We start from the raw sequence: 14980 nt of genomic DNA on the forward strand, positions 1-14980 counted from the left end.
GCTTGCCGCCAGCAGGGCGCGCGCCGCGCCCGGCATGAGCGGCCGCCGCACGGGCCTTACGCGAAGTTCACGACCACGCGCCGGTTGGTGCGGCTCTTCTTTTCGATCTTGGTGACGGCCACCGCGCCGATCTCGCCCGTGTTGGCCACATGCGTGCCGCCGCAGGGCTGGCGGTCCACGCCCGGGATTTCGACGATGCGTATGCTGGCCGTGCCCGCGGGAGGCGCGGCCCCGATGGTGCGCACCAGGTCGGGTTCCGCCGCCAGTTGTTCGGGCGTGATGCAGTTGATGCTGACATCCGTGCGGGCGTCGATCAGCGCGTTCAGCCGTTCGCTCAGGTCGGCCTTGTCCAGCGTGGACTCGGGCAGGTCGAAGTCGATGCGGGCGGAGTCCGGCGAGATATTGCAACCCGTCACCGGCGCGGGCACCAGCGAACCCAGCAGGTGCAGACAGGTGTGCAGGCGCATGAGCCGGTGACGGCGCGGCCAGTCTATGGCCACCGAGACGCGCTCGCCCACCTGCGGAGCGGTCTCGCCTTCCAGCACGTGCAGGATGCGTTGGCGGTCGTCGGCGTAGACGGTGTCGGCCAGCACCAACTGGCGGCCGTCGGCCAGCGTCAGCGTGCCGCTGTCGCCCGCCTGTCTGCCGCTGCGGGCGTAGCAGACGGTCTCGTCCAGTTCGACGCCCTCGGGGCCGACTGCGATCACGGTGGCATCGCACCGGTCCAGGTAGGGGTCTTCGTCGAAGCGCTTGCGGGTGGAAGGCATGTAAGGGTCTCCGGATGTTCTGGTGTTTTCTTGGTTTGTTCCTGGCCAGTTCTGGCAGGACGGCGGGGGCAGGCCAGGATCTTCAGGCCGCCGGCCGTTTCCATCTCAGGCCAGGGTCTTCAGGCCGTTGGCCGTTTCCATCAGCGCGCTCAGGCGCGGCGGACCGTCGGCCTGCTCCAGCTGGATCAGGTGGTCGGCGCCCAGCCATGCCAGGCCCTGGCGCAGCAGCCCGGCCTGGGAATGGCTGCCCGACAGTTGCTTGAGGACGAGGTCCTGGCGCGGCAGGCTGACGCCGGGATAGTCCGCCACGTCCCACTGGATCAGCGTGGGCAGCAGCCCGTCGCCGGCGGCGTGGCCGGCCTCGCGCCAGGCGGGCAGGCTGCCGTCGTCCGGCACCGTCAGCCGCCAGCGCAGGCTGCCGCGCTCCATGGGGATGGCGGGAGGGATGCGGGCAGGATGCTCGGCCTGCATGCGGGTAAGGTCCAGCGGCGCCTCGACCCGGGCTGCCCAATGGGCCAGGTAGGGCCCTTGGGCCAGCCGCTCGCGCACCGCTTCCTGATCCAGCCCAAACCAGCGCGGCCGCGCTGGCGCAGGGGCTTGCGGATCGATGGCGATGACTTCCAGGTAGATGCCGCCGGCCATGCCAAGCACGCGGTTGTGCGTGCCCATGCGGGGATGGACGCCGCCGCCCGCGGGCGCGATGCCGAGCATCCTGGCGACGTACTCAGTGCCGCTGTCCAGATCGGCGGCGGCGATGACGAGGTGATCGATGGCGAGTTTCATGGTGGGACTATGGTAGCGAATCCGCGGGGATCCGTACCCGTACACCGCAACGGCGGCATGCTGTACAGTGCCCGCGCCCGGCCTTGCATGCCGGCGCATCGGCCCGAGCGGCCCACGCAGGGGATATCGTCACATGGCTTTTTATCTTTTCGCAGCGCTGTTCGCAGTCAGCTTGACGGCCGTACTGGCGGCCAGCGCCGTGTATTGGCTGCGATCGGGTCTGGCGGCCAGGGAAACCAGGCGCTGGCTCTACGCCACAGCCTGCGTCCTGCTTTCATACTTGATCGGGCTTGGGCTGATCTGCCATGACCCGTATTTCGACGACAACGGGCTGCCGGAATTCATCCCGTGGCGGTTCCGCTGGGCATGGGCCTGGATCTACGCGGGCTTGCTGCAGTTCGCCGTTGTACCCTGCGGGTTCGCACTGCGCGCGGCGCTGCGGTTCCTGGCCGCACTGAAGGCGGCCAGCGCCGCGCAATGAAATGGCAGGCGTGAAACCTTGTAGCAAGACGGCGCCGGCGCTGGAGATCACCTCGGGAAGAAGCCGCGTGGCCGAGCCCCTATGGTTTCATCCTGCGCTTTGAAGTCTGCTTTCTTGCGGTTTGCCAAATCCGGAAGGCTTCGACTATCGTGCAAGCCAGCAAATGCACTAGGGATGGCGGCGCTGCGCCAGTGAATATGATGAATTCAACTCGGTGTAGAGGCCTGCTGGCGTTGCGCATCATGCCTTCTGCTTTGTTGGCCGCCGCGTGCCTGCTTCCGTCACACGTCCTGGCCCAGACGAACCGCTCTGGCGGACATGCCTGGCAGGGGCAGATGCACTGCGGTGTCGGCTGGTCCGATCCTGCGGACCATTCCCGCACGTGGACCTTTGAAGTCGCGAGCGACACCACGAACCTGAGGCTCCGAATCGTCGATCAACGTGCCCAGGGCGACCCGGCTCCTCTGGCCGATGGCGAAACGCGCACGCTGACGCCACGCAGGGCAAGGCTGGAAATCGCCGGATTGGGCGCGAGCGACATCGAGGTGGATAGCCTGCCGATGAGCGGCGGCAAGGTTCTGCACGAGGCCGTTCTAGGCCATGTCGAGGCGCTTGATGCCTTGCCAGATCGGTTCACGATCTCCCTGGCAATCGATGGGGCGGCGTCACGCAGACTGGAATTCGCCGATTTCGTCGCAGCGCGCGCTTACCTCAAGCGTTGCCTCTCTCCTGGCAGCTGAACGAAGCTCGCGCTGGAATAAAAAAACCCGCCGCGATGCGACGGGTTTTTTACGTGAAGGGCAACGATCAGGCGGCTTCGCCTTCCTCGCCTTCCTTCTTGACCGGCTTGATCAGGTCTTCGCGCTTGACGCCCATCCACATGGCCAGCGCGGCGGCAACGAACACCGACGAATAGATGCCGAACCAGATGCCGATGGTCAGGGCCATGGCGAAGTAGTGCAGGGTGGGGCCGCCGAAGAACAGCATGGCCAGCACCATCATCTGCGTGGAACCGTGGGTGATGATGGTCCGCGAAATGGTCTGCGTGATGGCGCTGTTGATGACTTCGTGCACATCCGCCTTGCGGTACTTGCGGAAGTTCTCGCGGATCCGGTCCATGATGACCACGGATTCGTTCACGGAGTAGCCCAGCACGGCCAGCACGCCCGCCAGCACCGACAGCGAGAATTCCCACTGGAAGAAGGCGAAGAAGCCCAGGATGATCACCACGTCGTGCAGGTTGGCGATCACGCCGGCGACGGCGAACTTCCATTCGAAGCGGAAGCCCAGGTACACCATGATGCCGATGACCACGACCAGCAGGGCCATCAGGCCGTTGTGCAGCAGTTCCTGGCCCACTTGCGGGCCCACGAATTCCACGCGGCGCAGTTCGACGCCGGAATCGGCGGTCTTGAGCGCGGCCATGACGGTTTCGCTCTGGGTGGCCGAGGTCTGGCCTTCCTGCAGCGGCAGGCGGATCATGACGTCGTGCGAGGTGCCGAAGTTCTGCACCTGGAAGTCGGTGTAGCCCAGCTTGGAGACCACGCCGCGCACGTTTTCAAGCTGCGCCGTCTGGGCGTAGTTGACTTCCATGACCGTGCCGCCGGTGAATTCGATCGACAGGTGGAAGCCGCGCGTGAGGATGAAGAAGACAGCCGCCACGAAGGTGACGAGGCTGATGATGTTCAGCACCAGCGCGTGGCGCATGAACGGGATGGTGCGGTGAATACGGAAAAATTCCATTTTTCGCCTTAGGCTTTATCTGTGGCGGGCGGCCGGGCCGCCCGCGCTCAAGTTCAGTTGGTCTTCGGTTTCCAGACTTCACCGATGGAGATCGACGTGAGCTTCTTCTTGCGGCCGTACCAGAGGTTGGCCAGCGCGCGCACGCCCACCACCGACGAGAACATCGAGGTCAGGATGCCCAGGCAGTGCACCACGGCGAAGCCGCGGATCGGACCGGAGCCGAAGGCCAGCAGCGCCAGGCCCACGATCAGCGTGGTCAGGTTGGAGTCCAGGATGGTGCCCCAGGCGCGCTCGAAGCCATGATGGATGGCCTGCTGCGGACTGGCGCCCGCGCGCAGTTCCTCGCGTATCCGCTCGTTGATCAGCACGTTCGAGTCGATGGCCATGCCCAGCGTCAGCGCGATGGCCGCGATGCCTGGCAGCGTCAGCGTGGCCTGCAGCATGGACAGCAGCGCCAGCAGCAGCAGGACGTTGAACGTCAGGCCGATGGTGGAGAACACGCCGAACAGGTGGTAGTACAGGATGATGAACGCGGCGATGGCCAGGAAGCCGTACAGCGTCGAATAGAAGCCCTTGGCGATGTTGTCCGCGCCCAGGCTCGGGCCGATGGTGCGTTCCTCGATGATGGACATGGGCGCGGCGAGGGCGCCGGCGCGCAGCAGCAGCGCGGTGTCGGCGGCTTCCTCGGAGCTCATGCTGCCCGAGATCTGCACCTGGCCGCCGGCGATTTCGCTGCGGATGACCGGCGCCGTGACTACTTCGCCCTTGCCGTTCTCGAACAGCAGGATGGCCATGCGCTTGCCGACGTTGTCACGGGTGACGTCGCGGAAGATGCGGGCGCCCTTGGAGTCCAGCGTCAGGTGGACGGCGGCCTGCTGGGTCTGCGAGTCGCGGCCGGGCTGGGCGTCCTGCAGGTTTTCGCCGGTCAGGATGACCTGGCGGCGGACCAGGATGGGACGGCCGTCGCGATCGTTGTAGCGTTCAAGGCCGAAGGGCACGCTGCCGCCCAGCAGCGCGGCTTGCGCGGCGGGGGAGTCGTCGACCATGCGGATTTCCAGCGTGGCGGTGCGGCCCAGCAGTTCCTTGGCCTTGGCCACGTCCTGCACGCCAGGCAGCTGCACCACGATGCGGTCGGCGCCCTGTTGCTGGATGACCGGTTCGGCCACGCCCAGCTCGTTGATGCGGTTGTGCAGGGTGTTGATGTTCTGCTTCAGCGCGGAATCCTGCACGCGGGTGACGGCGGCGGGGTTCAGGGAGGCCATCAGCAGCTGCTTGCCGTTTTCTTCGCGTTCGGTGAATTCCAGGTCGGGCAGGCGGCTGCGCAGGGTGGAGATGGCGCGGTCGCGGTCGTCGGAATTGGCGAAGGTGGCGGCGATGGCCATGCCCGAACGTTCGACGCCGGCCACGTTGACCTTCTGGTCGCGCAGCACCGAGCGCACGTCGGCGGCCAGGGAGTCATAGCGGGCGGTCAGGGCGCCCTGCATGTCCACTTGCAGCAGGAAGTGCACGCCGCCGCGCAGGTCCAGGCCCAGGTACATCGGCTTGGGCGCGAACCAGCCCATGGCGCGCATCCAGGGGGGCGAGGCGGGCAGCAGGTTCAGCGCGACCGTGTAGTGGGGGTCGCCGGCGACGGTGTTAAGGGATTTGTCGATGAGGTCGCGCGCCTGCAGTTGCAGGTCGGTCGACGCGAAGCGGGCGCGCACGGTGCCGAGCGTGCCGTTCAGTTCGTAGTAGGCCCCGTCGTTGGGGATCTTGGCGTCGGTCAGGATCTGATCGACCCGGCTCAGCAGGGCGGGATCGACCTTGATCGTGGCCTTGGCGCTGGAAACCTGGACGGCAGGCGATTCGCCGTAGAAGTTGGGAAGCGTGTACAGCAGGCCGATGATGACCGCGACCAGGACCGTAATGTACTTCCAGAGGGGATAGCGGTTCATTGCCGGCTACTTCATGTAAAAGTGATGAAAGGGCCGCCCGGGCGGCGAGCGCGGCGGGCGGCGGCAGGGCCATCAAGCACAAGAGCCCGATGGGGCTCCTGTGGGACGCTTACAGGGCCTTGATGGTTCCCTTGGGCAGCACGGTCGAGACCGACGACTTCTGCATGATCACTTCGACGGGCTTGTCGGCCAGTTCGGAAACTTCGACGGTAACGTAGCTGTCGTTGACCTTGGTGACCTTGCCGAGCATGCCGCCGGCGGTGACCACTTCGTCGCCCTTGGCCAGGGCGGCGATCAGGTTGCGGTGTTCCTTCTGGCGCTTCATCTGGGGACGGATCATCAGGAAATAGAGGATCACGAACATCAGGATGATGGGCAGCATGCCCATCAGCGCGTTGCCCTCGGGGGCAGCCTGAGCCACGACGAGGCTGGCGGTATCGATAACGGACATTGAATTCTCCTGCGTTTGATCTGTTTGGGTGTTTGTGTCTATGTTTTTATGCGCCCATCCCCGCGCGAGCCATGGATAGGGCAAGCCGACTATTGTATATAGGTTCTGATTCCTGAAATTCTAATCCACCCCGCGCGCCCGATCGGCCGCGAACTGCGCGCGCCAGGCGTCGAAGCGGCCTGCGGCGATGGCTTCCCGCATTTCCTTCATGATGGTCAGGTAGAAGTGCAGGTTGTGCAGGGTGTTCAGGCGCGCGCCGGTGATTTCGTTGGCGCGCTGCAGGTGGTGCAGGTACGCCCGCGAGAAATTCGCGCAGGTGTGGCAGCTGCAGCTGGGATCCAGCGGGCGGGTGTCGTCGCGGTACTTGGCGTTGCGGATCTTGACGTCGCCGAAGCGGGTGAACAGCCAGCCGTTGCGGGCATTGCGGGTCGGCATGACGCAGTCGAACATGTCCACGCCGCGGCTCACGCCCTCGACCAGGTCTTCCGGCGTGCCCACGCCCATCAGGTAGCGCGGCGCCTGGGCCGGCAGCTTGGGCGTCACGTGCGCCAGGATGCGCATCATGTCTTCCTTGGGCTCGCCGACCGACAGGCCGCCGATGGCGTAGCCATGGAAGCCGATCTCCTGCAGCCCGGCCAGGGATTCGTCGCGCAGGGCTTCGTACATGCCGCCCTGGACGATGCCGAAGAGGGCGTTTGGGTTCTGCAGGCGGTCGAATTCCTCGCGCGAGCGGCGCGCCCAGCGCAGGGACATGCGCATGGAGCGGGCGGCTTCCTCGACGGTGGCGGGCCGGCCGTCGATTTCATAGGGCGTGCACTCGTCGAACACCATCACGATGTCGGAATTCAGCGAGCGCTGGATGCGCATGGATTCTTCCGGCGTCAGGAACAGGCGGGCGCCGTCGATGGGGGAGGCGAACTTCACGCCTTCCTCGGTGATCTTGCGCATGCCTTGCAGGCTGAACACCTGGAAGCCGCCGGAGTCCGTCAGGATGGGCTTGTCCCATTGCATGAAGCCATGCAGGCCGCCGTGCTTTTCCATGATTTCCGTGCCCGGGCGCAGCCACAGGTGGAAGGTATTGCCCAGCACGATCTGCGAGCCGATCTCTTTCAGTTCGTGGGGCAGCATGGCCTTCACGCTGCCGTAGGTGCCGACAGGCATGAAGATGGGCGTCTCGACCACGCCATGGTTCAGCGTGACGCGGCCGCGGCGGGCGCCGCCGTCGGTGGCTAGCAGTTCGAAATTCAGTCCGGTCATAGGGCGGGGGACTCGATAAACATGGCGTCGCCATAGCTGAAGAAGCGGTAGCGCTCGGAGACGGCGTGGGCGTAGGCGCGGCGTATCGGTTCGACGCCGGCCAGCGCCGACACCAGCATCAGCAGGGTCGACTGGGGCAGGTGGAAGTTGGTGACCAGGGCGTCGATGACGCGGTACCGGTAACCGGGGGTGATGAAGAGGCGCGTGTCGCCCTGGGCGGCGGCCAGCGGCAGGCCGGGGGCCGTGCGCCCCTCGGTCTGGGCGGCGGCGGATTCCAGGGCGCGCACGCTGGTCGTGCCGACGGCGATGACCCGGCCGCCGCGGCTGCGGGCGGTGGCGATCGCGTCGACCGTGGCCTGCGGCACGGTGAACCATTCGGAGTGCATGACGTGGTCGGCCAGATTGTCCACGCGCACCGGCTGGAAGGTGCCCGCGCCCACGTGCAGCGTGACGAAGGCGCGCTCCACGCCCAGGGCGGCCAGGCGGTCCAGCGTGGGCTGGTCGAAGTGCAGGCCGGCGGTCGGGGCCGCCACGGCGCCGGGTTCGCGGGCGTAGACGGTCTGGTAGCGCTCGTCGTCGCCGCTGTCGGCGTCGTGCGTGATATAGGGCGGCAGCGGCGTCGCGCCGTGGGCGTCCAGCAGGTCCAGCACCGGGCCGGGGAAGCGGATGTCGAAGAGTTCGCCCTCGCGGCCCAGCACGGTGGCGTCGAAGGCATCGGCCAGGCGCAGCACCATGCCCGCTCCGGGCGACTTGCTGGCGCGCACGTGGGCCAGGACGCGGTCGGGTTCGGTGATGCGGTCGACCAGCACCTCGATCTTGCCGCCGGTGATCTTGTGGCCGTTCAGGCGCGCCTTGATGACGCGGGTGTCGTTGAAGACCAGCAGGTCATGCGGGCGCAGGAGCGCGGCCAGGTCGGCGAATTGCCGGTCATGCAGCTGGCTGGCGCCGTCCAGGTGCAGCAGGCGGCTGCCCGTGCGTTCGGCGGCGGGCGTCTGCGCGATGAGCTCGGGCGGCAGTTCGTAGTTGAAATCGGCAACGGTGAGGGATTGGGTCACGCGGCTATCCGTCCGGAGAGGGCGGCAAAAAAGAAGGCGGGAGCGGGCCGGAACGGCCCGGGACAACCCTGCATTGTAAAGCGGCCGCAAGACGAGGCCAGCGGTCCCGGGGCTGGCGGACGTCCGGCTGAGTGTCTGGCAGCGTGTTTGGCAGCGTGTCTGGCTGGGGGCGCGGTTGGGTATTCGGCTGCCTGCCCGGCTGCGTGTCAGCGCGCCGGGTTCCAGCCCAGCCGGCGCGAGCAATCGGCCGCCGCCGCGCTCAGCGCCCGCACGGGTTCGCCGTCCGGCGACAGGTCGAAGCCGCCATGCAGCCCCAGACTGGTGATGGCGCCGGCCAGATGGCCTTGCGCGTCCAGCACCGGCACCGCGGCCGAGTCGATGCCATGCAGCAGATGGCCGCTGACGCTGGCGTAGCCGCGCTGGCGGGTCGCCTGCCATTGGCGGCGCAGCGCGGCGGCGGGATCGGCCGGCGGCGCGGATTCGTCCAGTACCCGGGCGGCCTCGGCATCGTGGCCGCGCAGCGCATCCCATTCGGACAGCGCCCGGGGCAGGGCCAGGGATTCGGGCAGCCAGGCGGCGAAGACCCGGCCGGTGGCGCTGTTGAGCAGCGGCAGCACCGAGCCCACCCGCACGTTGACGGTCACCGGCAGCCGCGCGTCGCGCCATTGCACGATGGTGGGGCCGTGCTGGCCCCAGACCGAGATGAACACGGTCTGGCCGATGGCGGCGCTCAGGCCGTCCAGGCTGCCGGCCGCCAATTTCACGAAATCCACATCGGCCAGGGCCGCGAGTCCGGTATGCAGAGCCTGGGGCCCCAGCCGGTAGCGCGCGCTGGCCGCGTCCTGCTCCACATAGCCGCGCCGTTCCAGCGACACCAGGTAGCGGTGCACCTTGGCGCGCGGCATGTCCAGGCTGCGGCCCAGTTCCGATACCGACAGGGCGCCGCCCAGTTCGGCCAAGCGGGTCAGCACGTCCAGTGCGATTTCCGCCGATTGAATCCCCGTACTGTTATCTGTTGACATCAAATTGTCTCTTATTAGAATACGTGTATCACTAAAAAATACAGCGCTTGCCAGCCACTGGCAACGTGGAGACAAGCAACGACGCAGCCGGGCCGCGCTGCGAACCTGTGCGGACAAACCCGCAGCAGGCCCCCGATGTGCCCGCCTGGCGGGTTGCCCGCCGTATAAACAGAGTTCCACGCCGTAGCGGATCGGCGCAAAGCATAAGACATCCGCATACCCAAGGAGACTGCGCATGACCCCTCGTCGTACCCTCATGGCCGCCGCGCTGGCCGCTCTGCTGGCAGCGGGCGCCGCGCCCGCGCTGGCCCAGGTGAAAATCGGCGCCACCCTGTCCACCACCGGCCCGCAGGCCTCGCTGGGCATACCCGAACGCAACACCATCAGCCTGCTGCCCACCGAGATCGGCGGCGTCAAGGTCGAATACGTGGTGCTGGACGACGCGTCCGACACCACCCGGGCCGTCAGCAATTCGCACAAGCTGATTTCCGAGAACAAGGTGGACCTGATCGTCGGGTCCACCACCACGCCCAACACCATGGCCATGCTGGACACGGTGGCCAGCGGCGCCACGCCGGTGATCACGCTGGCCTCGTCGGCGCGGCTGATCGAGCCGGTGGACGACAAGCGCCGCTGGGTCTTCAAGACGCCGCACTCCGATTCGCTGATGGCCGAGGGCATCGCGCGCCACGCCGCGGCCAACGGCGTGAAGAAGCTGGCGTTCATCGGCTTCAACAACGCGCTGGGCGAGACCTTCTGGGTGGAAATCGAAAAGGCGGCCAAGAAGCACGGCATCGAAGTGGTGGGCAAGGAAAGCTTCGCGCCTACCGACACGTCCGCCGTGGCCCAAACCCTGAAGCTGATCGGCTCGGCGCCGGACGCCGTGGTGGTCGGCGCTTCGGGCACGCCCGCCGCCATGCCGGCCCGCGCGCTGCGCGAGCGCGGCTTCAAGGGCAAGATCTACTTCAACCACGGGGTCGCGAACAACGACTTCCTGCGGGTGTGCGGCGATGCCTGCGATGGCGCCTGGGTGCCGGTAGGGCCGGTGATGGTCGCCGACCTGCTGCCCGACGACAACCCGGTCAAGGCCACCGCCCAGGCTTTCGCCAAGAAGTACGAGGCCGCCAACGGCGCGGGGTCCGTGTCCCTGTTTGCCGCCTATACCTGGGACATCGGCCTCCTGCTGCAGCAGGCCATCCCGGTGGCGCTGAAGACGGCCAAGCCCGGCACGCCCGAATTCAGGGCGGCACTGCGCGATGCGCTGGAAAACGTCAAGAACCTGCCTACCGCGACCGGGGTGGTCAATATGAGTCCCACCGATCACAACGGGCTGGACGAGCGGGCGCTGGTCATGGCGACCGTGGCGTCGGGCAAGTGGCGCCTGCAAAAGTAAAAAAGGAAGGAGCCCCCACGCCGCGCACGCTGCGCGTGCTTGCTGCCCCCCGAGGGGGCGCTTTCCCCTTGGGGCGGCCCTGCGGGGAAAGGGGCCCCCACGCCGCGCACGCTGTGAGTGCTGCCCCGAGGGGTCCCTTTCCCCTCGGTACGGCCCTGCAGGGAAAGGGACCTCCACTCCGCAATCGCCTCAGGTTTTGTATGCTCTCGGTTTTGCTGGACGAGCAACCGGGTGGGCGTGGCATGACGGGACGAATGAAGATGCGTATGAGCGGGCTGAAGCGATGGCTGGCCGGCGGGCTGCTGGCCGCGGTTGCGGGCGCGGCCGGCGCGCAGGTTCCCGGCCTGCCGCCCAATGTGGTGAACGCCTGGAAGGCCACCAAGCTGCCCGATAGCGCCCTGTCGCTGGTGGTGCAGGAAGTGGGCGGTCCGCGCCTGGTGACGCTGAACGCCAAGGAAGCGCGCAATCCCGCCTCGGTGATGAAGCTGGTCACGACCTGGGCGGCGCTGTCCGAGCTGGGCCCCAACTACGTCTGGCGCACCGAATTCATGACGGCGCCGGGCGCGCGGCCCGACGCCAAGGGCGTGCTCGCCGGCCCGCTGTACCTGCGGGCCGGGGGCGATCCGCAATTCCTGTTGCAGGACTTGTGGGTGCTGCTGCGCGAACTGCGCTTGCGTGGCGTCAAGCAGATCAACGACCTGGTCATCGACCGCAGCATTTTCGGCCAGGTGGCGACCGACCCCGGCGCCTTCGACGGTGCACCCGACCGGGCCTACAACGCCAGCCCGGATGCCCTGATGGTGGGCTTTGGTGCGCTGCGCCTGCTGTTCACGCCGGACCCCGCTGCCAACAAATGGGTGCCGCTGATCGACCCGCCGCTGCCCGGCCTGAAGATCGAAGGCCGCGTCGAATGGAGCGAAGCCCGCTGCCCAGGCGCCCCGGTGGTGACGACCGAACCAGTGATCACCCAGCAGGGCGTGACCATCCGCGTGAACGGCAAGGTCGCCGGATCCTGCGGCGAATTCAGCCTGTACCGGTTGGCGCTGTCGCAGCCCGACTACGCCACCGAAGTGTTCCGTATGCTCTGGAAGGAGCTGGGCGGCACGTTCAAGGGCCAGGTCCGTTCCGGCATGGTTCCGCCCGACGCGGTGGTGCTGGCCTCGCACGAGTCGCCCACGCTGGCCGAGGCGATCCGCCAGATCAACAAGCGCAGCAACAACGTCATGGCGCGCACCCTCTTGCTGACCCTGGGCGCCGAGCGCGGCCGGCGGCCGTCCACCGTGGCCAGCAGCGATGCCGTGGCCAAGGAACTGCTGGCCAGGCAAGGCCTGGACATGCCCGAACTGGTCATCGACAACGGCGCAGGCCTGTCCCGCGAGGCCCGGGTGTCGGCCGACAGCCTGGCCTCGATGCTGACGGTGGCCTGGAACTCGCCGGTCATGCCCGAGTACATTTCCTCCTTCGCGATCGCCGGGGTGGATGGCACGGTCCGCCGCCGCTTGAAGGGCGACGGCACGGCGGGCATGGCGCACCTGAAGACAGGCTCGCTGCGCGACGTGCGTTCCATCGCGGGTTACGTGCTGGGCGCCAGCGGCAAGCGCTACGTGGTGGTCAGCATCGTCAACCATGAACAGGCGGGCGCCGTGCGGGCCTTCGACGACGCCCTGATCGCCTGGCTCACCGAACAATAGGCCCGTCATCCGCCGCGCCGGCAGGTTTCTTCCCATGATCCTGCCGGCGGTCAATAACAATTCCCGTCCAAACCGATTACGATCCTCAGATGTGGCTCGACGACGGGCGACGCAAGCGCGCCGCCGTCTTGGTTCCGCCTGAGGCGAAAACCCTGTCTATCAATATTCTGGAGAGTTACGCACATGCCCGTGCACGAAATCCGCCATCCGCTGATCCGCCACAAGCTCGGGATCATGCGCCGCGCCGACCTCAGCACCAAGAGCTTCCGTGAGCTGTCGCAGGAAGTGGGCGCGCTGCTCACTTACGAGGCGTCCAAGGACCTGCCGCTGGCGCCCGCCACGGTCGAAGGCTGGTGTGGGTCGGTGCAGGTCGAGAAGATCGCCGGCAAGAAAGTCACCGTGGTGCCCATCCTGCGCGCCGGTATCGGCATGCTGGACGGCGTGCTCAGCCTGATCCCCGGCGCCAAGGTCAGCGTGGTGGGCGTGGCCCGCAACGAAGAGACCCTGGAAGCCCATACCTACCTGGAGCGCCTGGTGGGCGAACTGGACCAGCGCCTGGCCCTGATCGTCGATCCCATGCTGGCCACCGGCGGCTCCATGGTCGCCGCCATCGACCTGCTCAAGCGCGCCGGCTGCAAGGAAATCCGCGCCCTGGTGCTGGTCGCGGCGCCGGTCGGCATCGACACCGTGCTGGCCAAGCACCCGGACGTGCACATCTACACCGCGTCCATCGATGACGGCCTGAACGAAAACGGCTACATCATGCCTGGGCTGGGTGACGCGGGCGACCGCATTTTCGGCACCACGCAGAAGACCGAATAGCGCTTCGGACGCCCGACAAAAAAACGCCAGCCCGGATTCCGGCTGGCGTTTTTTCATTTGTGCAGGCCACGGCCTGCTGGGGCAAACCTTCAGGCCGCCATTCTTTCCACCCGGCCGTCCAGGTGCTCCCCGAACCATTGCAACTGCGGCGCCAGCCCCGCCACCTCGCCCACGATCAGCAGCGCGGGGGAGCGGATGGCGTGCTCGGCGGCCAGGGCCGGCAGCTGTTCCAGCGTGCCGGACAGCACGCGTTGTTCGGGCCGGCTGCCGTTCTCGATCAGCGCGAAGGGCGTGTGCGGCGAGCGGCCGTGGTCCAGCAGGCGGGCGGTCAGCAAATCCAGCTGGCCCACGCCCATATAGAAGGCCAGGGTCTGTTTTTCTCGCGCCAGCGCGGGCCAATCCAGGTTGTCCTCGTCCTCGCGGCAGTGCGCGGTGACCAGGCGGACGGACTGGGCGTGTTCCCGGTGCGTCAGCGGAATTCCGGCGTAGGCCGCACAGGCCAGCGCGGCGGTGATGCCCGGCACCACTTCATAGCGCACGCCGTGCGCGCGAAGGTATTCCAGTTCTTCGCCGCCCCGGCCGAAGATGAAGGCGTCGCCGCCTTTCAGCCGCACGACCCGGCGGCCGGCGCGGGCGTGCTCGACCATCAGCCGGTGGATGCGCGCCTGGGTGGCGTTATGGTCTTCGCCGGGCAGCTTGCCGACCGGCACGCGCTCGGCATCGCGGCGCGCCAGCGACATGACGTCGCCGCTGACCAGCCGGTCATGGAGTATCACGTCGGCCTCGTTCAGCGCGCGCAACGCCTTCAGCGTCAGCAGGCCGGGATCGCCCGGGCCGGCGCCCACCAGCGCCACGCTGCCGGCGGCCGGCGCGGCCGGATCGGCCAGGGCGGCCGCCAGCGCGGCCTCGGCCTGGGCCGGTTGCTGCTGGCGCAGGAAGCCGGCTACTGGGCCGTCCAGCAGCCAGTCATAGAAGCGGCGGCGCGCGCCCAGGTCGGGGTGGCTGGCGCGGATGCGCTTGCGGTAGCTGGCGGCCAGCCCGGCCAGCTGGCCCAGGGTGTGGTCGAACAGGGATTCGATGCGTTCCCGGATGCGCCGCGCCAGCACCGGCGCCACGCCGGACGAGGAAATGGCGACGATGACCGGTGAGCGGTCGACGATGGACGGCACCTGGAAGGAGGACAGTTCCGGGTCGTCCACCACGTTGCTGAATATGCGCCGGCTGCCGGCCGCCGCGGAAACCGCGGCGTTCGTGTCGCGGTCGTCGGTGGCGGCGACCACCAGCCAGACCTCGTCGAGCCAGGCGGGGTCGAAGCGTCCTGCCAGGTGGCGGATGCGGCCTTCGGCGACCAGGGCTGCCAGGGCGGGGGTCAGTTCCGGCGCGCCCACAAGCACATCGGCCGAGGCTTCCAGCAGCGACAGCGTCTTGCGCTCGGCGACGGCGCCGCCGCCTACCACCAGGACCAGCCTGTCTTTCAGATCGGCAAAAATCGGGAAAAGCTTCATGAATGCCCGCCTCGGGCGTACCCGGCATAGTGTCGTTGGATCATAGGAAGGGGGCTTCATCCCCACAACTTTTGAT

General features: G+C 67.3%; 14 protein-coding genes. 5 read left to right on the forward strand and 9 right to left on the reverse strand.

Going from position 1 to position 14980, the window contains the following annotated elements:
• Positions 1-56: 56 nt before the first annotated feature.
• Positions 57-767 carry an alanyl-tRNA editing protein gene (locus HWY37_RS32355; protein WP_176090709.1) on the reverse strand — a complete coding sequence of 237 codons (711 nt, stop codon included), beginning with the start codon at positions 765-767 and terminating at the stop codon, positions 57-59.
• A 105-nt stretch (positions 768-872) separates the two neighbouring features.
• Positions 873-1550: a VOC family protein gene (locus tag HWY37_RS32360; RefSeq protein WP_176090710.1), complete on the reverse strand. Its 678-nt coding sequence runs from the start codon at positions 1548-1550 to the stop codon at positions 873-875.
• A gap of 133 nt (positions 1551-1683) precedes the next feature.
• Between HWY37_RS32360 and HWY37_RS32365 the strand changes: the two genes are divergently transcribed.
• Positions 1684-2031, forward strand: a complete 348-nt coding sequence (locus tag HWY37_RS32365; RefSeq protein ID WP_176090711.1) for a hypothetical protein — start codon at positions 1684-1686, stop codon at positions 2029-2031.
• Positions 2032-2273: 242 nt separating this feature from the next.
• Positions 2274-2771 (forward strand): hypothetical protein, encoded by a 498-nt coding sequence (locus tag HWY37_RS32370; RefSeq protein WP_176090712.1) that lies wholly within the window; start codon positions 2274-2276, stop codon positions 2769-2771.
• A 67-nt stretch (positions 2772-2838) separates the two neighbouring features.
• Here HWY37_RS32370 and secF read toward each other — a convergent pair whose 3' ends face one another.
• The 6 genes from secF to HWY37_RS32400 form a co-directional block, all read right to left on the reverse strand.
• A complete protein-coding gene (gene secF, locus HWY37_RS32375; protein ID WP_175209631.1) occupies positions 2839-3774 on the reverse strand; it encodes a protein translocase subunit SecF in 936 nt (311 codons plus the stop codon).
• Positions 3775-3827: 53 nt separating this feature from the next.
• The gene (gene secD / locus HWY37_RS32380; RefSeq protein ID WP_175209632.1) at positions 3828-5708 is read right to left on the reverse strand and encodes a protein translocase subunit SecD; all 1881 of its coding nucleotides are present in this window, start codon (positions 5706-5708) and stop codon (positions 3828-3830) included.
• 109 nt (positions 5709-5817) lie between these two features.
• Positions 5818-6159: a preprotein translocase subunit YajC gene (yajC, locus tag HWY37_RS32385; protein ID WP_013395762.1), complete on the reverse strand. Its 342-nt coding sequence runs from the start codon at positions 6157-6159 to the stop codon at positions 5818-5820.
• 120 nt (positions 6160-6279) lie between these two features.
• Complete coding sequence (tgt, locus tag HWY37_RS32390) at positions 6280-7416, reverse strand: tRNA guanosine(34) transglycosylase Tgt (RefSeq protein WP_175209633.1); 1137 nt, start codon at positions 7414-7416, stop codon at positions 6280-6282.
• Complete coding sequence (gene queA / locus HWY37_RS32395) at positions 7413-8471, reverse strand: tRNA preQ1(34) S-adenosylmethionine ribosyltransferase-isomerase QueA (protein WP_175209634.1); 1059 nt, start codon at positions 8469-8471, stop codon at positions 7413-7415. The genes tgt and queA overlap by 4 nt, the downstream gene beginning before the upstream one ends.
• 206 nt (positions 8472-8677) lie before the next feature.
• Complete coding sequence (locus HWY37_RS32400) at positions 8678-9493, reverse strand: IclR family transcriptional regulator (RefSeq protein ID WP_175209635.1); 816 nt, start codon at positions 9491-9493, stop codon at positions 8678-8680.
• Positions 9494-9728: 235 nt separating this feature from the next.
• Here HWY37_RS32400 and HWY37_RS32405 point away from each other — a divergent pair, with 235 nt between their 5' ends.
• The 3 genes from HWY37_RS32405 to upp all read left to right on the forward strand — a co-directional run bounded on the left by HWY37_RS32405 (position 9729) and on the right by upp (position 13399).
• Positions 9729-10886 (forward strand): ABC transporter substrate-binding protein, encoded by a 1158-nt coding sequence (locus HWY37_RS32405; protein WP_175209636.1) that lies wholly within the window; start codon positions 9729-9731, stop codon positions 10884-10886.
• A gap of 260 nt (positions 10887-11146) precedes the next feature.
• Entirely contained in the window at positions 11147-12577 is a 1431-nt protein-coding gene (dacB, locus tag HWY37_RS32410) for a D-alanyl-D-alanine carboxypeptidase/D-alanyl-D-alanine endopeptidase (RefSeq protein WP_176090722.1), read from the forward strand.
• Positions 12578-12760: 183 nt separating this feature from the next.
• Positions 12761-13399 (forward strand): uracil phosphoribosyltransferase, encoded by a 639-nt coding sequence (upp, locus tag HWY37_RS32415; RefSeq protein WP_175209637.1) that lies wholly within the window; start codon positions 12761-12763, stop codon positions 13397-13399.
• A gap of 89 nt (positions 13400-13488) precedes the next feature.
• Here the strand turns inward: upp and cysG are convergent, their stop codons facing one another.
• Complete coding sequence (cysG, locus tag HWY37_RS32420; RefSeq protein WP_175209638.1) at positions 13489-14904, reverse strand: siroheme synthase CysG; 1416 nt, start codon at positions 14902-14904, stop codon at positions 13489-13491.
• Positions 14905-14980 lie beyond the last annotated feature (76 nt).

The organism is Achromobacter anxifer (genome assembly GCF_903652925.1).
GTDB lineage: Bacteria > Pseudomonadota > Gammaproteobacteria > Burkholderiales > Burkholderiaceae_B > Achromobacter > Achromobacter anxifer.